Here is a 19,362-nt window from a genome sequence, read left to right on the forward strand (position 1 = left end):
TCCCTCTTTCATATCAATAAGAACCAACTAATGCTATCAGAGGAATGGACTTTTTTCAAGAATGGTTTACTGGAATTTTCAGCGGCACAAAAAAACAGGCAATCACTCAGGATCGCCTGCGGCTGTTTCAATTTTCTTTTTGGCTTCAAGTGTTATGATGTGATGGCCTTCCATATCCGTTACAGTAAATTCATAGCCGTCTGCGGTGATTTTATCTCCTTTTTGAACGTCAATCATTTCGGTGAGGATCCATCCGCCGATTGTATCCACATCTTCGGAATCAATGTTTGTCTGAAGAAGATCATTTACTTCCTCAATAAGCGCTTTTCCGTCAAAAATGTAGTGGGTATCGCTTTTCTTCTGCACATTCGGGAGTTCATCGATGTCAAATTCATCGCGGATCTCACCGACAATTTCTTCAAGAATATCCTCAACTGTCACAAGTCCGGCTGTTCCGCCGTATTCATCGACAAGAATGGCCATATGAATCCGGTCCTTTTGCATTCTTAGGAGCAGATCCTGAATCGGGATTGTCTCAATTACTTTTATGACCGGCCGGATGTAATTTTTAAGGAGCACGCCGTCTTTTGACATATACAGCGCATCAAGCACTTCCTTAATGTTCACAAGACCGATGATGTTGTCTTTGTCTTCGTGTTCAAGCGGATACCTGGTGTATCTTTCGCTTCTCATGATTTCAAGGTTTTCTTCGAATGAATCTTCCAGTGCAACAGTAACCATTTCTGTTCTTGGGACCATGATTTCTTTTGCAATCCGGTTATCAAATTCAAATATTTTGTTCACATACTTATACTCGGACTGATTGATTTCCCCGCTTTTCAAGCTTTCTGACAAGATGATGCGGAGCTCCTCTTCCGTATGGGCCATCTCGTGTTCAGATGCCGGATGCAGGCCAAACATTTTGACAATCATCTGGGCAGACCCATTCAGTGTTTTAATAAAGGGAAACATGATTTTATAAAAAAGAATAAGCGGCCTCGAAAGATTCATCGTGACCCATTCCGCCTTCTGAATGGCAAGGGTCTTTGGGGCAAGCTCCCCAATGACCACATGCAGATACGTGATCGCCACAAAAGCAAGGACGAACGATAAAATTCCTGACAGCGACGGATTGACTCCCCATGAATCAAACAGTGGATGAAGAAGCCGTTCGATGGTCGGCTCCCCAAGCCATCCCAGACCGAGAGCTGTAATTGTAATCCCAAGCTGGCAGGCTGAAAGATATTCATCAAGACTTCCCGTTACTTTTTTGGCAGCAATCGCTTTTTTATTTCCTTCTCCTACGAGCTGATCAATTCTTGAGCTTCTTACCTTTACAATGGCAAACTCTGCAGCGACAAAAAAGCCTGTAGCTGCAATTAAAAGGGCGACTAGAAGTAGATTTGTGGCAATCAAAGAGTTCCCTCATTCTTCATGGACAAGGGTCACCTCCTTTCATAAGGTGAAACCCGGATTCCTTTTTATTTGCTTTTATTCTTTGCTTTTTCGCGTTACTTTAGCATTTTATTTATTTCCAGGTTCTTTTCAGCCTGAAAACCTCCTGAAAGTATCCCCAGACGGAAACAGGAGCCATGATCAGCTGGTAGCTTAAAACGAAGAAAAAGAAGCCTGTAATATTTTTTCTTACTTTTAAATCAAGTTCTCTGAACACTTTTTTCTGATAGGTATAGATGCTCAAATAGCTGATCAGGGTAAGAGGCAGAACAAAAAGGGTCATCGGCCCGACAATCCAGTAATGACCGAAAAAAGCGAGAATCAGGCCGGGAATCCAGAAAACGGTATACGTAAAATCCAGATACGGCATGATGAAATTAATGCCCGTCAGGAATTTCGCGAAAATGGCCGGCTGATGCCAAGGCTTCATTTCCTTCAGTGCTTCAATCATCCCCCGCGCCCACCTCGACCGCTGCCTGGCAAAGTGACGGAAGGAAGCCGGTACTTCTGTAAACGCAACTGACAAAGGCTCAAAGTACACTCTGTACCCGTGATGCAGAAATCGCCAGGTCAGAACAATATCTTCCCCGATTGCTTCCGGCCATCCTCCGGTTTCCCTTACAGCAGACGTTTTGTACAAACTGAATGCCCCCTGTGCTACGAGCGTCCCCTGATATAAACCTTGAAGCCTTTTGATTGCTGCAATGCCGAGGAAGTAGTCCCACTCCTGCATTTTTGTCAGGAGATTTTCCCTGCTGTTTCTGACGAGAATGGTTCCTGCAACAGCACAGACATCCTCAGGGGAACTGATCATCCTTGAAACAATGCGCCTGACAGCACTTTTGTGCAGAAGCGTATCTGCATCAAGAGTAAGGACGAATTCTGTCATTGTTTCATGAATGCCTTTGTTCAGCGCATGATATTTCCCCGGATTTTCTTCATGGAGGAGACGCACAGGAATGCCATAGGCAGTCCCGGCTTCAAGGGCAACTGACGGAGTTGAATCATCGGATCCGTTATCCACTACAATCACTTCAAGACTGCCCTTGTAATCCTGATCGGCCAAATACCTGATTGTCGTCCCGATATTCTTTTGTTCATTCTTTGCTGCAATCAAAATAGTGACCGGAACTTCAGGACTGCTGATTTTATACGGTGGCTGCCTGTCAATCAGCAGGCTGGTGATCAAAAAGGCATTCAAAAATCCCGGTATGTAGGCAATGCCTCCAATAATGAAAATGGCAAGCGGCAGCGAGGTCAGCTCAGCAAGCTCCCTTAACCAAGGAAGAGAAAGGAAGACAGAGAAGAGCATCCACAACAAAGCCGCGGTCTGGCTGATCCAAAATTTCTTTTTCACGCTCACGTATCGCTTTAGCACCATGTCTCAACCTTTTCACTCAAGTTTTCTTTTATCTTCCGCAATCCCTGACTATGCATACATAAACGAAACAAGTAGAAAAAATGGGAGAAACTTGCACATACTACATAAAAGCATGTTTGAAATCAAGGAAGTGATGAGATGAAACTGTCTGATGAGGAAAAGACCGCGCTTAGCGAAGCCATCGACAAAATGAATGAGGGGCTTGATGTATTCATTCAATTCTACAATGATGCTGAAGAAGAAAAGCCGGTGATCGAATTCAGAGAAGATACGATTGCTGCTATTGAAAAAGCAATCGAAGCCTATGGAACAGAAGCGGTTTCGGAGAAAATAAATGCCATTATCCGTGAGGTTCTATCGTTTTTACCAAACAAAATATAAGGCGGGTGTGAACGTTGAGATCAAATAAACTGCTTGTAGACTGGCTGAGATGGCCCCTCTATGTCCGCATTATTTTAATCGTGATGCTGATTGTCCTGCTCTTTGGACAAGTGATATCGCTAATAGAACCAGACGTCTTTCCGACTGTTTTTGACGGAATCTGGTGGGCGCTTGTTACCGTATCCACCGTCGGATTCGGTGATTATGTTCCTGAAACGGTTGCCGGAAGATCAGTAGGCATCGTGCTCATCCTTATTGGTGCCGGATTTGTCACGACCTACTTTGCCACATTGTCGGCAGCAGCTTTTCAAAAGCAGCATTCTTACCTAAAAGGAGAAACGGCCTACAAATATGGAAATCATGTCGTGATTGTCGGGTGGAATGAAAAATCAAACGAGCTGATCGAAACCTTCCAAAAGGTCAAGCCCTATAAAAACATCGTTCTCATTGATGACACTCTCGAAGAGTCACCTTTAATTGAAAATCTGCATTTTATCAAAGGCAATCCAACGATTGACCGGACACTGATCAAAGCAAACATCGAAAAAGCAGATGCTGCCATCATCACGGCCGATCAGTATAAAAGCGAAACAGATGCTGACATGCAGTCGATCTTAATCCTGCTTGCACTAAAAGGCATGAACCCTGATCTTTACACGGTTGTCGAGCTTGTTACCGGGATGCATGTGAATAACGCCAAAAGAGCAGGTGCAGATGAAATTATCAAGTCCTATCAGCTTTCAAGCCACTTGATGATGAACAGCTACCTGGCGAAATACGGGCTGTCGAGCGTATATTCAGAACTCAATCCCGCAAACGGAAACTACTTTAAAATCATTCCGATACCTCCTGAACTAGTCGGAAAAACCTTTCACGATGCCAGCCACAGTCTGCTTGAAAAAGAAAACTTGCTTATTGGCATCAAAAAAGGAGATCAGACGAAACTGAATCCGCCAATCTCCCAAATTCTTAATGAAGAGGATCTTCTGATTATGATTACTCATTAATCAAGCAGCAGATCCTCAAGTTCTTTTACCAAATCCCTGCCTGTATCAATGTATTTCTCCGGAAAATCGGCGTCTTTGTCCTGCGGCTCCTGAAACTGGTCAAAAGATGCCTTTACATTTCCAATATGAACATTGTCATCAAGACCTATCTGATATTTGTGCGAAAGCAAGTAAGGGTTTGAGAGCGTGACAGTCGTATTCTGCGAATCCAGCTGGCCGTCAGCTGCCGTAAACGGAACACGCAAAAACTGATAGCCCACCTCATCATCAATCTTATAATCAAACGAACCGTGATCATAGTCCCAGCCCCCGCCGATAGCATACCCAAGCGGCTTTAATTGTGTTTCAAGATGATACAGCTTGAACGATTTCCCTTCCAGTTTCGATGGAATTTCAATCATGAGATTCGACCTCCTTTTTAAGGTAGGTTCTCCTGATAACTGTTTTTTATGAGGAAGGGAAGGGAAGGGAAGGGAAGCGGAGGGAATGACATATTTCGGATGGTTTGCTTACCCTCCCATGCCGTTATTCGCTTTTAGCAGGGTATGATTCCACGCTTTGCTTACCCTGCCCATGCCATTTATCGCTCTTGCTGGGTACGATTTATCGCTTTCCTTACCCTGCCCATGCCGTTTTTCACTCTTGCTGGGTACGATTCATCCCTTTGTTTACCCTGCCCATGCCGTTTATCACTCTTGCTGGGTACGATTCATCCCTTTGCTTACCCTGCCCATGCCATTTTTCGCTCTTGCTGGGTACGATTCTTCGCTTTGCTTACCCTGCCCATGTCGTTTTTCGCTCTTGCTGGGTACGATTCACCACTTTGCTTACCCTCCCCGATCGTTTCTTGGTTTGCGAGGGTACGATTCATCGTTTTGCTTATCCTCTCAAATCATATTTCGTTTTCAAAGAATACAATTCGCTTATGCCCCAGCTTTTTTCCCACAAAAAAAGCAGTCCGGTTCAACTGTACCGGACTGCCATTTCCTACTTATTTCAAACGCTTTTCAAGCTCAGCTTTAACCTCTTCAAATCCTGGTTTGCCAAGCAGAGCAAACATGTTTACTTTGTAAGCTTCAACACCCGGCTGATCAAATGGATTCACGCCAAGCAGGTATCCGCTCATCGCACAGGCTTTTTCGAAGAAGTAGACAAGATAGCCGAATGTATACTCGTTCATTTCCGGAAGGTTCACAATCAGGTTTGGAACGCCTCCGTCCGTGTGAGCAAGCATCGTACCCTGGAATGCTTTTTTGTTGACGAAGTCAACTGTTTCGCCTTCAAGGTAGTTCAGGCCGTCAAGGTCGTTTTCTTCTGATTCAATGGTAATCTCGTGACGCGGTTTTTCAACGTTAAGGACGGTTTCAAACAGATCACGGCGTCCTTCCTGCACGTATTGGCCCATTGAATGCAAGTCAGTTGAGAAGTTTGCTGAAGCAGGGAAAATGCCTTTTTGGTCTTTTCCTTCACTTTCGCCAAACAGCTGTTTCCACCACTCTGAGAAATATTGAAGGCCTGGCTCATAGTTAATGAGCATTTCAATCGTTTTTCCTCGGTTATACAGCGCGTTGCGGACGGCTGCATATTGGTAAGCGGCATTTTCTTCAAGCTCAGATGTTGAGAAATCGTTCATGGCAGCGGCTGCGCCTTTCATCATTTCTTCAATATCCGCTCCTGCAGCAGCAATTGGAAGCAAGCCGACAGCAGTAAGAACAGAGTAGCGGCCGCCAACATCATCAGGGATGATGAAGGACTCGTACCCTTCTTCTGAAGCAAGTGTTTTTAAAGCACCGCGGGCTTTGTCTGTTGTCGCGTAGATGCGGGTTTTTGCTTCTTCTTTTCCGTATTTTTCTTCAAGCAGTTTGCGGAAAATACGGAATGCAAGAGCAGGCTCAGTTGTTGTGCCTGATTTTGAAATAACATTGATTGAGAAGTCGCGTCCTTCAATCAGATCCATCAAATCTTTCATGTAAGTAGAGCTGATGTTGTTGCCGACAAAGATGATTTGCGGCGTTTTGCGCTGTTCTTTAGACAAAGCATTGTAGAAAGAGTGGTTCAGCATTTCAAGGGCAGCGCGTGCGCCAAGATATGATCCGCCGATTCCAACGACTAAAAGAACATCCGAATCAGATTTAATTTTTTCTGCACTTTTTTGAATGCGTGCAAATTCTTCTTTATCGTATGCCTCAGGGAGGTCAACCCAGCCTAGGAAGTCGCTTCCCGCTCCTGTTTTCTCATGAATTGAGTGATGCGCAACTTTAACGAAATCACGCAGGTATGTAAGCTCATGCTCACCAAAAAATGACAGCGCTTTTGAGTAATCAAAACGAACATGTGTCATTGCAGTTCCTCCATCGTTCCTAAAATTTTAATCCTCTTTCACTTTAACGAAACTGTGTTTGTAAATCAAGCGGACCAAAAAATGAAAACGCCATCATTTAAAAATAAATGAAAACACCCTGCAGATGCAGGGTGCTGGTGCCATTAAAGCGAAGCTCTCAAGATGGCAAGAACATCTTCTTTGTTCAGCTTTTTAAAGTTGCCGAACTCTCCGTTTGCCATTGCTTTATCTGCAATCAGATCAAGTTTCTCATCTGTAATGTCATAGTCAGCCAGGCGGCTTGGTGCACCAAGGCTGCTCCAGAACGCGCTGAGCTTGTCAATTCCCTCAAGCGCGACATCACGGTCTGATTTGCCTTCTGTATCTACTTCAAATACGCGGACAGCAAGCTGTTTGAAACGGTCAAGGTTCTCATCAAGCGTATGTCTCATCCAGTTAGGGAACAGGATGGCCAGGCCGCCGGCATGAGGGATATCATATACAGCTGAGACAGCATGCTCGATATTGTGAGTCGCCCAGTCTCCGCGGTAGCCCATCTGAAGGGATCCGTTCAGAGCAATTGTTCCTGAATAAAGGATCGTTTCGCGAAGCTCATAATTTTCAAGGTCCTTCATCAGTTTTGGCGCTGTTTCCATAACTGTTTTCAGAGTCGATTCACAGAACCGGTCCTGAAGCGGCGTGTTTTTTGTATGATGGAAATATTGCTCAAATACGTGAGACATCATGTCGACCATTCCGTACACGGTTTGATCCTGAGGAACTGTGTACGTGTTGACAGGATCAAGAATGGAGAATTTCGGGAATGTCAGCGGACTTCCCCAGCCGTATTTCTCCTGTGTTTCCCAGTTCGTAATAACCGAACCTGCGTTCATTTCTGAACCTGTCGCAGCAAGCGTCAGCACGGTTCCAAACGGGAGAGCTTCTGACGGAGTGTGCTTTTTGGTTACGATGTCCCATGCATCTCCGTCATATTTAGCTCCTGCAGCGACCGCTTTTGTGCAGTCAATGACACTTCCGCCGCCTACAGCAAGCAGGAAGTCAATATTTTCACTTTTACAGATATTCACACCGCGGTGAACGGTTGAAAGTCTTGGATTAGGTTCTACACCGGAAAGTTCAAAGACGTTTGATCCGGTTTTCTCAAGCTCAGCAAGTACTTTATCGTAGAGGCCGTTTCGTTTAATGCTGCCACCTCCGTAAACAAGGAGAACATTTTTGCCGTACTTAGGCACCTCTGTCTGAAGCTGCTGAAGCTGGTCTTTGCCAAAAATTAATTTCGTAGGATTATGGTATGTAAAGTTTTCCACAATCGATCGCCTCCTTACGTTTTATAAAATAAGTATGACCTGTTTGGAATGTTTTTTGCAAGAAATGCGCTTGTGGAACTCTTTTTTTCAGTCGTGAATAATTTTGATGACAATTCCGCATTCTATTAGTGAATTCTTACATCCAAGGAGGTTATCAGCATGAGCGCATTACAGCGTATTGCACTTGTACTTACGATTATTGGAGCAATCAACTGGGGGCTAATCGGCTTCTTTCAATTTGATTTAGTGGCTGCTATTTTCGGCGGCCAGGGTGCTGCCCTTTCAAGAATTATTTATGGACTTGTCGGAATCGCAGGTTTAATCAACCTTGCCATCCTCTTCAAGCCGGCAGCTGAGCTCGGCCGTACGGAACCAAAACCTGAAGCACGTTAAAGAAAAAGCACCGGATTCGCTCCGGTGCTTTTTTTATGCAAAAAAAAGAATCCATCCATCCGGATGCATTCTTTTCACGAACTTATTTGTTCGTTTGTTTTGATTGCTCGATCCACTCTTCAAGCTTCTCTTTAAGTGTGTTGAAACCTTGTGGAGTTTCGTTAGAGTAAGCTGGAGTAGCTTTCACTGTAGCCTGGCGCTTTTTAGGCTTCTTTGGAGCTTCTGTTTGTGCAGGAGCTTCTTGAGTTGCACGGATAGAAAGGCTGATTTTGCCTGCTGCTTCGTCAACAGAAAGTACTTTTACTTGTACTTCGTCTCCTACTTTCAGCTGTTCGTTAATGTCTTTAACGAAACCGTGTGCGATCTCAGAAATGTGGACTAGTCCTTGTGTAGACTCATCTAATGCAACAAACGCACCGTAGCGCTGGATTCCTGTTACTTTGCCTGTGTAAACAGAACCTGTTTCGAATTTTGTACTCATGGTAACACTCCTATATAAGTTGATTTTTCTCGTTTAATATACGCAATTTAAAACTATATCATATCCCGCCTGTTTTTACAATAACAATTTAGTTACTGTCAAGTAATAAGCTGTTGGCTTTTATGATCTTAACAACATCGTCGTTTACTTAAGAACGCCAAAAAACCATAAAAAACCGGGCAGAACCCCGCCCGGTTTTTCCATCAGTTATAAACAACTTTAGATGTGTAGTCACTAGCATTAACCTTTACCGTCATCTCCCTGGATGAACCATCCTTGAGCATCAGTTCAAAAATTGTGCTTCCATCATCGCTGTAGGTTTCATTCAATTTAACCGTATTTGCAGAAAGAACGCTGTACTGCTTGGCTTTCTCTTCTAAATCTGCTTTAAATTCTTCTTCTGAAGGAGCTGATTCGTCTTTTGCAATAAGGTCATAAGCCGTATCTGCATCTCCGGTAACAGCTGTGTACAGATAGAGGCGGAGCACATCAGCCGGCTGCAGCTCGTTCAATGCCGCGCTGTCCCCGCCAGTATATGCCTGATAGGCAGTTAGGATGCTGCTTGATACAGGCAATAGCTGAATCTCTCTTCCCCTGAAGAAAGATACGTCAGGCTTCAGGCTTTGGGGCACGTTCACCTTATACTGCCAGTATTCCTCCTGTGATTTAAAGGTGAAATTCTTTGCTTTCAAAAACTCATAGTATGCCGATACAGCTGATGTCGTCTCGCGATTCGGATAGTCTTTCATGAGCTGCTCGAAGGCGGATTTCCATTCCTCTTTCAGTCTGAGCTGCTCATCAACAGCCATAGTATTATTGAGGCCTTTAAGCAAAACGGTGAGCCAGAACTCATAGCGCTCTTTTAATTTTTCCCGGTATTTAAAGTTTGGGTTCTGCAGAATGAAATCTTCAAGAGCAACAGTCCGCTCTGCCAGTTCATTGATTGGGACAGCGAGAGCTGCATCCATGGCAACCTGTGCCTGGTTTTCCGTTTCAAAATATTTCTTCATTTGCGGGCTTGGGTCAAGCTCGTTTTCAAGAAGTTCTAAATCCGGCTGGAAATTGATCATGCCTTCCCCTTCGTGATAAAAACGATAGCCGCTGTTTCTGATCTCTTCAATAACCGGCCCTGCTTCAGGATGATCAGAACCTTCCTGGTTCAATTGTTCAGCGTATGCAACGACATCCGTATATGGAAGATGTATTGAAACAGTCACCCACTTTTCAAAGAAATACTCCTCCATCATCCTCTGTTTTTCAAGAAGGCTGATGATTTCTGCATCCCTTACCTCTTCTCCTTCTTCTGCCTTTGCTCTTAAGGCAGCGAGCTGGGCCGCTGGAGAGGAGACGTTTTGTTCAACTGTCAGCTTGACTGTCTTAAAATAGTTGTCTAGTTCCTGTATGGACTGAAAGGAATTTCTGCTCTTAAATTCCCGGACTGCATCTTCTGCTTCCTGGATAAAAGGATAAAGTTCCGCGTCAGGCATCTGAATCTCTTCCTTGAAAGCAGCAAGTCTTTCCTTAAACAGGAGGTCCAGTTCACTTCGTTTAGCTTCAATCTCTTCAGCAGAAGGCGGCACCTGCACAGCAGGAGGCTGTTCACCTGTTCCGCCATTTCCCTCATTATTCTGCTGGAGCAGCTGTGCACCAAGCAGCCCCGCAATCAGCACGACACCCGCAAAGCTTGCCGCATATAGCGTTTTTGCTTTGAAGAAAGGATTATTCTTCTGTTTTTCAAGCTTGATGCGGTCCATTATATGATCAGCCGATGTTTGCACTGGAAGCTTTTCATAGGATTGCTTTAAATTCGATAGACGTTTCTCAAAAAGCTGATCATCCATGTGTTTCACCTTCTTTCTTTTCGTGCTCCTCCACAAGTTTTTTCAGCATCGTTTTCCCCCTGAGGATGCGTGTTTTAACAGTAGAAAGCGTTATTGACATAATTTCAGCAATTTCTTCATATTTCATTTCGTGGAAAAAATACAGGACAATCGGGATCCGGTATTTTTCATCCAGTTTTTGAAGGCACATGTGAAGCGCCCGGTCTTCTTCATTTTGAATCACACTTGATTCCACCTCAGGATAATCCACCTGAGGTTCATTTTGAATTTTGAACACTTTCTGCATGTTTGACATGCGTTTTCTGGCTGCATCTCTTGTCACATTGAGAGTAATTTTATAAAGCCATGTAGAAAATTTTGCCTTTGAAAATTGGTCCAAAAACCGGTATACCCGGATAAATACTTCCTGGGTAATGTCATCTATATCATCACGCCGGTTTCCAAGCTGATACGCAAACCGCTCGACTGTAGGCGTATATTTTTCAACCAGTTCCCGGAATGCACTCATATTTCCCTTCTTTGCCCGCCGCACTAATTCATCATCGTTCATAATCTGCCCTCCTTTTTACACCTGTGAAACGGGAGATGCATGCAGTTTGTTTCACGCTGATGGACGCAAGATGCAAATTTTTTCAAAAAAACAGGTTTAACTCAAATTTAAGGGGGGAATACTATCAGCGTATAAGCTTTCTAGTATTCCCCCCTTTTGTTTTTAGGACAAGGCCTTTAAGGTTTTGTCCATTTTTTATTTTCTGCCCTTCTCCATAAATAAAGCCATTCTTCTAAGCGCTTCCTGAAGCTGCTCAAGGGATGAGGCATACGAACAGCGTACAAATCCTTCACCGCTTTCACCGAATACGTTCCCCGGAACAACAGCTACTTTTTGCTCAATCAGCAGCTTTTCAGCAAACTCTTCTGAACTGAGTCCTGTTTCTTTTATTGAAGGGAAGGCGTAAAATGCGCCTCCAGGCAGATGGCAGGGCAAACCGATTTCATTCAGCGTCTCTACAAAAAAGTTTCGCCTGCGGCGATAGCTTTTTTTCATTTGCTCAACATCCTGCATGCCGTTTTTCAAGGCTTCAATGGCCCCGTACTGAGCCATCGTCGGTGCACACATCATGGCGTACTGGTGAATTTTCAGCATGGCTCCTGAAAGCTCAGCCGGTGCAGCGATAAAGCCGAGCCTCCATCCTGTCATGGCAAATCCTTTTGAAAAGCCGGAAATCAATATGGTGCGTTCGCGCATTCCGCTCAAGCTCGGAAAGCTCGTATAAGCTTCATCATATGTAAGTTCTGCATAAATCTCATCAGCCAGCACCACCAGGTCGTGCAATTCAGCCTGCTCTGCGATCAACTGGAGTTCATGCTTTGATAAGACAGCGCCTGTCGGATTGCTTGGCGAGCATAACAGCAGTGCTTTTGTCCGCTCCGTCAATGCTTCTTCCATTAACTCAGGCCGAAGTTTGAACTGATCATCTGCCCGCGTATGCAAAGGCACCGGCACTCCCCCCGCTAGCGATACAAGCGGCGCATAGGAAACAAAGCAAGGCTCAGGAATGAGCACCTCATCAAGCGGGTTCACAATGGCTCTTAATGCGATATCCAGCGCTTGGCTTGCCCCCACCGTCACAATGATTTCATCTTCATGCCGGTAAGACACATCAAATTTCTCGTGAAGATACCGGGAAATTTCCTGGCGCAATTCCAAAAGACCGGCATTGGCGGTGTATGATGTAAACCCCTGTTCCAGCGACAGGATGCATGCTTCTCTTACATTCCAGGATGTAACAAAATCCGGTTCCCCGACTCCAAGCGAAATAACACCTTCCATGCTTGCCGCAAGATCAAAGAACTTGCGGATGCCGGAAGGCTTCAGGGCTGAAACCGTATGTGATAAATACTTCGATTGCGTCATGGAGACACCACAATCCGTTTGTCTTCATCATCCTGTTCGTAAATCTTCCCGTCATGTTTATATTTTTTTAAGATGAAGTGCGTCGTTGTTGAAAGGACAGAGTCAAGAGTTGACAGCTTGTCCGAAACAAAATGTGCAACCTCTGACATTGATCGTCCTTCTATTACGACGGACAGATCGTATGCCCCTGACATGAGATAAACCGATTTCACCTCATTGAATCTGTAGATTCTTTCTGCAATCGCATCAAATCCTGTCCCTCTTTTTGGCGCGACCTTTACGTCAATCATCGCCGTGACTCCCTCATGCCCATCCACTTTCCGCCAGTTGACAGTCGTCGAGTAGTCGATAATGACCTTCTGCTCTTCCAGGCGTTTAATTGTTTGGAGTGTTTCTTCTTCGCTCAGCTGAACCATTTTTGAGATGTCCTGCGGCGTTAGTCTGCTGTTTTCTTCAAGGAGCTCAAGAATTTCTGTTTCTTTTTGAGTAAGCTTCATTTTCTTTTCCTCCCTTTCCGTTAAGAATGTTCTGATAATTATAGCATGAACATCTGAAAACAAACACGCATTCTTCCGTTTTTTTTCGGGAAAAACCGGGTAGATTTTACAAGAGTTATTTTCGGCCGGCAGGTTAAAATAGTAAAAACTTTCGCTGCCGGCACTTCATTGCCGCCAGCTTTTGAAAATCATGTCTTTTTCAAGGATTTAAGAATAAATGCTGGAGTGAATGATTATGGTGATATTGGATAACAAGCAGGAGTTTAAGATGCATATTCAGGGGATAGGGGTTCACTATGAGGTATATGAAAATCCCGGCAAACCTGTGATGGTTTTAATACACGGCTTTCTTTCTTCCACATTCAGCTACCGCCGGCTGATTCCATTTCTCAGGCATGAGTATCATCTCATTGCTGTTGATCTTCCGCCGTTTGGCCAGTCGGAAAAATCAATCGCTTTCGTTTACTCGTACCGGAACATGGCTAAAGTTGTGATTGAGCTTTTGAAAAACCTGCAAGTGGAACAAGCTATCCTGGTTGGACATTCAATGGGAGGGCAAATTTCCCTGTACGCATCGAAAGAAATGCCTGAGATGATTAAAAAAGTCGTGCTTCTATGCAGCTCAGGCTATATGAAAAGGTCCCATCCTTCGCTTATATTCGGCTCTTATTTTCCTTACTTTTACCTCTGCATCAAGCACATCATGAGCAGACAGGGAGTCTGGAAAAACTTATGCAACGTCGTACATGACCGCTCGATGATTGATCAGGAAATGATGGATGGCTATATTCAGCCATTTTACGACGACCGCATCTTCATGGCGCTCTCACGGATGATCAGGGACAGAGAAGGTGATCTGCCTGCAGAAGATCTGCGGAAAATCGAAACACCAAGCCTTCTTATTTGGGGACAGGAAGACCGCGTTGTACCGGTTCATATCGGAGAGAGAATGAACAGGGATCTTCCAAATTCTCATTTCTTCTCATTAAAAAACACGGGTCATTTAGTTCCGGAAGAACGCCCTGATTTTGTATCAGAACGCATTTTTGAATTTTGCGTGTAAGTGAAGAAACATAAAAAAATGCAGCTTAGAACGGCAAATCATCGTTCACAAGCTGCATTGTTTTTGATCAGCAGAAGCTGTACAGCCATTTTTTCACACTCTATTAAAGGAATAATCTCTTCAAAAGAGAACTCATAAACAGCCTGTATTTTTCGGGAAAGCTGTGCAGGTGTTTCTGAGACGTGCACCGCCTGAAGGACATCAAATACTTCCGTTTCATATGCTTCCGCGCCGTACTTCAGCGGGTCCCATTTAGATAACAGCGCGAGCATCTGCTCGTTCGCTTCTCTCATTTCCACTGCGCATCACCCAAACCTTTTTCTTTTGCATAACGTTCCATACATATTTTATCATAAGGTTTTAAAGGAGCAACATCCGGAGAAATCAAACTGGAGAGTGATAATGATGAGCATGTTTGACCAAAAAATCGACAGATACATGACGCACTCAGTGAAGTGGGATTATTCCGAGGAGATTTTCGGTGTAAAAGATGTCCTCCCCATGTGGGTGGCAGATATGGATTTCCGTGCACCTGATGAAGTGATTTCCGCCCTGCAGGAAAGAGCATCGCACGGTATTTTCGGCTATACTTCAGCAGGTCCAGAAGCGAAAAAAGCCGTGCAGTCATGGATGAAAGCGCGGCACGGCTGGGATGTAACCCAGGAATCCATCGTATTCAGCTCAGGAGTGGTTACTGCCCTTAGTATGGCCATTCAGTCCCTCACAGACCCTGGAGACGCAGTGCTGATTCAGTCTCCTGTTTACCACCCTTTTTTTGACATGGCAGAAAAAAACGGCCGCACACTTGTAAACAATCAATTGAAACTTGAAAATGGCGCCTATCAAATTGATTTTGAAGATCTTGAAGAGAAAGCTGCACACCAAAAAGTGAAGCTCATGCTGCTTTGCAACCCGCAGAACCCGGGAGGCAGAGTGTGGACAAAGGAAGAACTCGAGAGGATCGGAGAAATATGCGCAAAGCATCATGTCATTGTTGTTTCGGACGAAATCCATTCAGACTTGATGCTGTTCGGCCATAAGCATGTCCCTTTTGCTTCCCTTTCCAAAGAGCATGCCCGGAACTCTGTTACATGCATGGCACCGAGCAAGACATTTAATCTTGCAGGGCTCCAGTCTTCAGCCATTATCATTCCGAATAAAGAAATCCGGACAAAATACGAGGAATTTCAAAAGCGCCAGGGGTCCTTTACACTTAATACCTTTGGCATAGCCGGCTTAACTGCAGCCTATACACATGGTGAGAAATGGCTGGATGAGTTAAACAGCTACCTTGAAGAGAACGTGAACACAGTGATTTCATATATTGAAGAGCATTTGCCCAAGCTTAATGTAATTCGGCCTGACTCGACATACTTAATCTGGATTGACTGCACGCAACTGCAGAAAACAGATGCTGAACTAAAGGAATTGCTGCTTCAAAAAGGAAAGCTTGCGCTTGAGGATGGGACCAAATACGGCCCCGGCGGAGAGGGCTTTGTCCGCATGAATATCGGATGCCCCCGCTCTCTTGTCCATGAAGGACTGGAACGTTTGAGAAAGGCGTTTTCATAATCCTGAAAATCCGCGGTTCACAGCTGCGGTTTTTTATTGTTTAGAAAATTATAAAAGTAAAAACATAACAAAGTTATCCTCGGCAAGCGGAAGCGCCTAAATCCTCTGTCAGAACAAATCCGTCAAAAAAGTCGGGACCCGGACTTTTCCGCCGGATTCTTATCTGCCTATCGGAGCGGGCCTTGGCGCTTGCGCTTTTGTTCTTGCCCACAAACAAAAATTGTCATTTTAGGAGTTTTTTGAATGTTCAGATGGTATAATGGACTCAGAATATAGCAAAGGTGAGAATCCGTTGATCATTCCTATAGAGTCTGTAAAAGAACTGATACTTCATATAACCTTTCTTTTGTTTCCTGTTTTTCTCTATCAGACCGTTTGGCTCAGCAGGCCGTTCAAGTCCCCTCCAAGCAGGAACAAATTTCTTATTTCCCTTCTATGCATCCCTTCAGCCCTGCTCTGCCTGACTTATCCGCTTCACACAATTGAAAGTGTAAGCTTTGACCTGCATGCGATACCTGTTATTGTCAGCATCCTTTATGGCGGACCCTTCTCAGGTGCTGCGGTCATTGCCTCCGTTCTCGCCTACCGGTTTTATGCCGGAGGACACTGGCTTCTTCTCAGTCTCGTGACAATTCCTTTTTATACCCTTTTATCCTTCTACTTTCAGCGTTCCTGGTTTTCCTTTAATAAACAGCGAAAAATGTTGGTTATTCTTTTAATCGGCAATGCCAAAACAGCTATCACCTACTCTTCCCTGTATCTTTTTCATTCCTTTGGATGGGTGCCGGATGTTTTCTCGGGGGAAGGCCGGAAGTATTTAATTATCGGCTGGATCTTTTTTAACTTCGCTTTGTTTCTGACCCACTATGCCATTGAATACATTCGTGAAAATGCCATCATGAGATATCAGATTATCAGAAATGAAAAGCTGTCCATACTGAGCGAGCTTGCTGCGAGTGTTGCCCACGAAGTCAGAAATCCGCTGACTGTTGTAAGGGGATTCATCCAGCTGATGGGGCAGGAAATACGCGACAATGAACAAAAAAACAAGGATTATCACGAATTAGTATTATCAGAGCTTGACCGGGCTCAGGATATTATTACCGATTATTTAAGTCTTGCAAAACAGCATTATATCGAAAAAGAGAATGTGTCCCTGACTTCACTGCTTTATGAAGTGGATCAGCTGATGCGCTCCTATGCCAATTATAAAACAGTTGCGATTGAAACCAGCATTGAGGACGGGCTGATGATTGTTGGAGACCGCTCAAGACTGAAACAGGTGTTTATTAATCTGCTTAAAAATGCAATTGAAGCCGTTCCTGATTTAGAGGGACAAGTGGAAATCAGAGCTTATTCATCCCATGAATTTGTGAGAATCAAACTGACGGATAATGGCTGCGGAATGAGTGCGGATCAGCTTCAGAGACTTGGTGAACCCTATTTCACTTTAAAAGAGAAAGGAACAGGTCTCGGACTTACGGTGACGTTTTCGATCATTCAGCATCATGGCGGGACGATCCGCTATCAGAGTACATTAGGCGGAGGAACATCTGTGACCGTCTCTCTCCCTATCGGAGCTCTCAAATGAATAAAATCGAATGTTTCTCTTATTTGTTAATAAACTGTTTATAGGACATGGACGAAATGAACGTAAGGAGGGGGTACTCCTGAAAAACCGATTTATGCTGATTTTTCTGCTGACCCTGTGCCTGTTGACTGCAGCTTTTTCCATCCCAAAACAAATGGGCAATGGCGCAAGCGCCATTCCAAACGAAACCATGCAGCAGGAAGCTTCCCTTGCAATTGATACGGTTTTGACCATTCATTTCAACTCTTTTCAGAGGGCGCTTACGCTGAATGAGGAAGTCCTGAGCATTAAGCCTGTTAAAGACAGCGGGCAAAAATGCTATGAAACGACCATTCAGTTCTACACTTTTTTTGGACTGCCCCTGTCAAAAGTGAAGGCGGACTGCAATGAAATTGAGGAAGTAAATTAGCACGCACGACCAAAAACGGCCAGCTCGGCCGTTTTTTTATTTTCAGGTAATGTGCCGCATCCTGTTAATAAAAAATCCAATCCCGAAGCAGCGGAATTGGATTCTGACATTATTTGTTCTTATCAGATAGTTTTAGGCTTCTTTCAAACTCCTCTGCTTTCAGTTCCTCTTTTCTGGATACCTTTTTAATCAGCATAAAGGCTGCAATGGCCAGAAGTAAAAAGATAAACATTGTGATGCCGGCGGGAAGGTACTCAGACTTGTCTTCCGGAAAATATAAAAACAGCCCCATAATGAAAGCGTTTAACAATTTAATCACTCCTTGTCCCTTTTACTATAGCAAGAATTCATTGCTTCCTCTACTTTAGATAAAAATTTTTCTCCCGGACTTTGCTATAATGGACGTAAGAACGTTAAAAATGAAAAAAATGGGGATTTGCACCATTTTGTATGGGAGGCATAAACTTGAAAGAAGAACTGAGTACCGGAGAAATCGTGACAGGCATCTATAAAACAGGCAAATATATCGGCGTCATTACAAACGTGCGCCCTGAGCATTACTTAGTGAAAGTAAAAGCCGTTCTGCGTCACCCCGCTCAAGGCGATCTGCATATGCCTAAAGAAGCGGACGTTCCTCTTTTTCATGAACGCAGAGCTCTTGCAGAAAACGAACAAACGAATATCCCGAAAAATATGGTGCGCAAATATGAAGAACCCCAGCCTGCATACAAGGATTCCCTTGTTGCCGCAGTAGCAGCAATAGAAAACGAACTAAAAGAAGATGCTCGTCCTTGGGCAGTCAAATCTCTTGAGAAAATACAGCTTCTTAAAGCGGATTATTTTAAAATCGAATGAGCCAAATCACTTGCTAGTGATTTGGCTCTAAGTTGCAAACTTGTTCATAACTTTTGAAAAATCGATCCTGTCTCCAATGGTTGGCGGAGCAGGTTTCTGCAAATAACGTTTGTCGTTTTCTACCAGGTTGTAAATGTTATAGGTCGTAAGAGCATCATCCAGTGCGCAATGATGTCTTCCTGTTCCCTTCTTGCCGTATTCTTCAACAGCCTTCCAAAGTCCTGTCTGGTTTCTGTCACCAAAAAACTTTTTGTATTCCATGGATAAATCTCTGAACTTCGCATGAAACGGGAATTCAACATTGTTCTTAAGGCAGTTTTGGCGCAGTACCTTCATGTCCATATTTCCCCATGTAATGACTGTGGTGTTGGGATAATTTCCAAAATCTTTTAAAATGGCGATCAGGTCCAGAAACGAAATGCCTGAGTTGACTTGAGACTGGGATATGTTTAAAAAGGATTTGCAGCGGTTTGTTAAAAAGGGAAACTGTACGGGTCTTACATAAGAGGAAAATTGTCTGTGAGCAGTTTGATTGATGACGGAAACGATTCCTACTTCGATAATTTCAGGATAAAATCCGCGTGGGTTGGCTTTTCCTTCAGGCATAGTAAACTCAAAATCAACGAAAATTAATTGCTGAGGAGCTTCCATTTCTCCCCCCTCCTTTCTCCAAAAATTCATCATTTCCTTTTTATTACTATTATATCACCTTACTCGAAAATATAGCTTCATTTTTCGAAAAATAATGAATATGCCCCCATAATATTTCAAAAAACGAAAGGATTGATTTATAATATTAAGGGACACGAAATAAATAGTGGGTATTCTACCAGAGAAGGTGTTTTTATTTCTATTCAGAAACGCAATTTTCTC

At 43.9% G+C, this 19,362-nt stretch carries 21 protein-coding genes; 8 read left to right on the forward strand and 13 right to left on the reverse strand.

The features are described from left to right. Positions 1-102: 102 nt before the first annotated feature. Complete coding sequence (locus AZ46_RS14840; RefSeq protein WP_029283975.1) at positions 103-1,416, reverse strand: hemolysin family protein; 1,314 nt, start codon at positions 1,414-1,416, stop codon at positions 103-105. Positions 1,417-1,528: 112 nt separating this feature from the next. Continuing rightward, positions 1,529-2,836 carry a glycosyltransferase family 2 protein gene (locus AZ46_RS14845; protein WP_029283976.1) on the reverse strand — a complete coding sequence of 436 codons (1,308 nt, stop codon included), beginning with the start codon at positions 2,834-2,836 and terminating at the stop codon, positions 1,529-1,531. Between the two features lie 138 nt (positions 2,837-2,974). Between AZ46_RS14845 and AZ46_RS14850 the strand changes: the two genes are divergently transcribed. Together AZ46_RS14850 and AZ46_RS14855 are read left to right on the forward strand one after the other, a co-directional pair. Further along, positions 2,975-3,217, forward strand: a complete 243-nt coding sequence (locus tag AZ46_RS14850) for a hypothetical protein (protein ID WP_029283977.1) — start codon at positions 2,975-2,977, stop codon at positions 3,215-3,217. Positions 3,218-3,231: 14 nt separating this feature from the next. Further along, a complete protein-coding gene (locus AZ46_RS14855; protein ID WP_029283978.1) occupies positions 3,232-4,224 on the forward strand; it encodes a potassium channel family protein in 993 nt (330 codons plus the stop codon). On the opposite strand, the gene AZ46_RS14860 is transcribed toward AZ46_RS14855, so the two are convergent. The 3 genes from AZ46_RS14860 to AZ46_RS14870 form a co-directional block, all read right to left on the reverse strand. Further along, entirely contained in the window at positions 4,221-4,625 is a 405-nt protein-coding gene (locus tag AZ46_RS14860) for a YugN-like family protein (protein WP_029283979.1), read from the reverse strand. The genes AZ46_RS14855 and AZ46_RS14860 overlap by 4 nt on opposite strands. Positions 4,626-5,215: 590 nt before the next feature. Continuing rightward, positions 5,216-6,565 carry a glucose-6-phosphate isomerase gene (locus AZ46_RS14865; protein ID WP_029283981.1) on the reverse strand — a complete coding sequence of 450 codons (1,350 nt, stop codon included), beginning with the start codon at positions 6,563-6,565 and terminating at the stop codon, positions 5,216-5,218. 143 nt (positions 6,566-6,708) lie between these two features. Further along, on the reverse strand, positions 6,709-7,872 hold the full coding sequence (locus tag AZ46_RS14870) for an iron-containing alcohol dehydrogenase (RefSeq protein ID WP_029283983.1): 1,164 nt from the start codon (positions 7,870-7,872) through the stop codon (positions 6,709-6,711). A 159-nt stretch (positions 7,873-8,031) separates the two neighbouring features. On the opposite strand from AZ46_RS14870, the gene AZ46_RS14875 reads away from it, so the two are divergent. Continuing rightward, positions 8,032-8,265 (forward strand): DUF378 domain-containing protein, encoded by a 234-nt coding sequence (locus AZ46_RS14875; protein ID WP_029283985.1) that lies wholly within the window; start codon positions 8,032-8,034, stop codon positions 8,263-8,265. An 82-nt stretch (positions 8,266-8,347) separates the two neighbouring features. On the opposite strand, the gene yugI is transcribed toward AZ46_RS14875, so the two are convergent. The 5 genes from yugI to AZ46_RS14900 all read right to left on the reverse strand — a co-directional run bounded on the left by yugI (position 8,348) and on the right by AZ46_RS14900 (position 12,999). Continuing rightward, positions 8,348-8,746: a S1 domain-containing post-transcriptional regulator GSP13 gene (gene yugI, locus AZ46_RS14880; protein ID WP_029283986.1), complete on the reverse strand. Its 399-nt coding sequence runs from the start codon at positions 8,744-8,746 to the stop codon at positions 8,348-8,350. Positions 8,747-8,949: 203 nt separating this feature from the next. Beyond that, positions 8,950-10,587, reverse strand: coding sequence for a hypothetical protein (locus AZ46_RS14885; protein ID WP_029283987.1), 1,638 nt, complete (start codon positions 10,585-10,587; stop codon positions 8,950-8,952). After that, a complete protein-coding gene (locus AZ46_RS14890) occupies positions 10,580-11,137 on the reverse strand; it encodes an RNA polymerase sigma factor (protein ID WP_029283988.1) in 558 nt (185 codons plus the stop codon). The genes AZ46_RS14885 and AZ46_RS14890 overlap by 8 nt, the downstream gene beginning before the upstream one ends. Positions 11,138-11,332: 195 nt before the next feature. Further along, entirely contained in the window at positions 11,333-12,502 is a 1,170-nt protein-coding gene (locus AZ46_RS14895) for an aminotransferase (protein ID WP_029283995.1), read from the reverse strand. Beyond that, positions 12,499-12,999: an Lrp/AsnC family transcriptional regulator gene (locus tag AZ46_RS14900; protein ID WP_029283996.1), complete on the reverse strand. Its 501-nt coding sequence runs from the start codon at positions 12,997-12,999 to the stop codon at positions 12,499-12,501. The genes AZ46_RS14895 and AZ46_RS14900 overlap by 4 nt, the downstream gene beginning before the upstream one ends. Positions 13,000-13,234: 235 nt before the next feature. On the opposite strand from AZ46_RS14900, the gene AZ46_RS14905 reads away from it, so the two are divergent. Then, positions 13,235-14,062 (forward strand): alpha/beta fold hydrolase, encoded by an 828-nt coding sequence (locus AZ46_RS14905; protein ID WP_029283997.1) that lies wholly within the window; start codon positions 13,235-13,237, stop codon positions 14,060-14,062. Between the two features lie 38 nt (positions 14,063-14,100). Here AZ46_RS14905 and AZ46_RS14910 read toward each other — a convergent pair whose 3' ends face one another. Then, positions 14,101-14,355: a DUF1871 family protein gene (locus tag AZ46_RS14910; RefSeq protein WP_035206850.1), complete on the reverse strand. Its 255-nt coding sequence runs from the start codon at positions 14,353-14,355 to the stop codon at positions 14,101-14,103. Between the two features lie 109 nt (positions 14,356-14,464). Here AZ46_RS14910 and AZ46_RS14915 point away from each other — a divergent pair, with 109 nt between their 5' ends. The 3 genes from AZ46_RS14915 (at position 14,465) to AZ46_RS14925 (ending at position 17,634) form a co-directional block, all read left to right on the forward strand. Beyond that, positions 14,465-15,634, forward strand: coding sequence for a MalY/PatB family protein (locus AZ46_RS14915; protein WP_412768601.1), 1,170 nt, complete (start codon positions 14,465-14,467; stop codon positions 15,632-15,634). Between the two features lie 292 nt (positions 15,635-15,926). Next, positions 15,927-17,225 carry an ATP-binding protein gene (locus AZ46_RS14920; protein WP_161781217.1) on the forward strand — a complete coding sequence of 433 codons (1,299 nt, stop codon included), beginning with the start codon at positions 15,927-15,929 and terminating at the stop codon, positions 17,223-17,225. A 94-nt stretch (positions 17,226-17,319) separates the two neighbouring features. Next, on the forward strand, positions 17,320-17,634 hold the full coding sequence (locus AZ46_RS14925; protein WP_029284009.1) for a hypothetical protein: 315 nt from the start codon (positions 17,320-17,322) through the stop codon (positions 17,632-17,634). A 109-nt stretch (positions 17,635-17,743) separates the two neighbouring features. On the opposite strand, the gene AZ46_RS14930 is transcribed toward AZ46_RS14925, so the two are convergent. Then, positions 17,744-17,944, reverse strand: coding sequence for a hypothetical protein (locus tag AZ46_RS14930; protein ID WP_029284011.1), 201 nt, complete (start codon positions 17,942-17,944; stop codon positions 17,744-17,746). A gap of 155 nt (positions 17,945-18,099) precedes the next feature. On the opposite strand from AZ46_RS14930, the gene kapB reads away from it, so the two are divergent. Then, on the forward strand, positions 18,100-18,489 hold the full coding sequence (gene kapB / locus AZ46_RS14935; RefSeq protein ID WP_029284012.1) for a kinase-associated lipoprotein KapB: 390 nt from the start codon (positions 18,100-18,102) through the stop codon (positions 18,487-18,489). Positions 18,490-18,516: 27 nt separating this feature from the next. Here kapB and kapD read toward each other — a convergent pair whose 3' ends face one another. Further along, complete coding sequence (gene kapD, locus AZ46_RS14940; protein ID WP_029284013.1) at positions 18,517-19,140, reverse strand: 3'-5' exonuclease KapD; 624 nt, start codon at positions 19,138-19,140, stop codon at positions 18,517-18,519. Positions 19,141-19,362: the final 222 nt, after the last annotated feature.

Source organism: Metabacillus indicus LMG 22858, assembly GCF_000708755.2.
In the GTDB taxonomy this organism is placed as follows: domain Bacteria; phylum Bacillota; class Bacilli; order Bacillales; family Bacillaceae; genus Bacillus_P; species Bacillus_P indicus.

What these genes read in the sequence shown, in the direction of transcription:
- AZ46_RS14845 (WP_029283976.1), bottom strand. Translation starts at nt 2,836, where the DNA reads ATGGTGCTAAAGCGATACGTGAGCGTGAAAAAGAAATTTTGGATCAGC.
- AZ46_RS14850 (WP_029283977.1), top strand. Translation starts at nt 2,975, where the DNA reads ATGAAACTGTCTGATGAGGAAAAGACCGCGCTTAGCGAAGCCATCGAC.
- AZ46_RS14860 (WP_029283979.1), bottom strand. Translation starts at nt 4,625, where the DNA reads ATGATTGAAATTCCATCGAAACTGGAAGGGAAATCGTTCAAGCTGTAT.
- AZ46_RS14865 (WP_029283981.1), bottom strand. Translation starts at nt 6,565, where the DNA reads ATGACACATGTTCGTTTTGATTACTCAAAAGCGCTGTCATTTTTTGGT.
- AZ46_RS14875 (WP_029283985.1), top strand. Translation starts at nt 8,032, where the DNA reads ATGAGCGCATTACAGCGTATTGCACTTGTACTTACGATTATTGGAGCA.
- yugI (WP_029283986.1), bottom strand. Translation starts at nt 8,746, where the DNA reads ATGAGTACAAAATTCGAAACAGGTTCTGTTTACACAGGCAAAGTAACA.
- AZ46_RS14885 (WP_029283987.1), bottom strand. Translation starts at nt 10,587, where the DNA reads ATGGATGATCAGCTTTTTGAGAAACGTCTATCGAATTTAAAGCAATCC.
- AZ46_RS14890 (WP_029283988.1), bottom strand. Translation starts at nt 11,137, where the DNA reads ATGAACGATGATGAATTAGTGCGGCGGGCAAAGAAGGGAAATATGAGT.
- AZ46_RS14895 (WP_029283995.1), bottom strand. Translation starts at nt 12,502, where the DNA reads ATGACGCAATCGAAGTATTTATCACATACGGTTTCAGCCCTGAAGCCT.
- AZ46_RS14900 (WP_029283996.1), bottom strand. Translation starts at nt 12,999, where the DNA reads ATGAAGCTTACTCAAAAAGAAACAGAAATTCTTGAGCTCCTTGAAGAA.
- AZ46_RS14905 (WP_029283997.1), top strand. Translation starts at nt 13,235, where the DNA reads ATGGTGATATTGGATAACAAGCAGGAGTTTAAGATGCATATTCAGGGG.
- AZ46_RS14910 (WP_035206850.1), bottom strand. Translation starts at nt 14,355, where the DNA reads ATGAGAGAAGCGAACGAGCAGATGCTCGCGCTGTTATCTAAATGGGAC.
- AZ46_RS14915 (WP_412768601.1), top strand. Translation starts at nt 14,465, where the DNA reads ATGATGAGCATGTTTGACCAAAAAATCGACAGATACATGACGCACTCA.
- AZ46_RS14925 (WP_029284009.1), top strand. Translation starts at nt 17,320, where the DNA reads ATGCTGATTTTTCTGCTGACCCTGTGCCTGTTGACTGCAGCTTTTTCC.
- kapD (WP_029284013.1), bottom strand. Translation starts at nt 19,140, where the DNA reads ATGGAAGCTCCTCAGCAATTAATTTTCGTTGATTTTGAGTTTACTATG.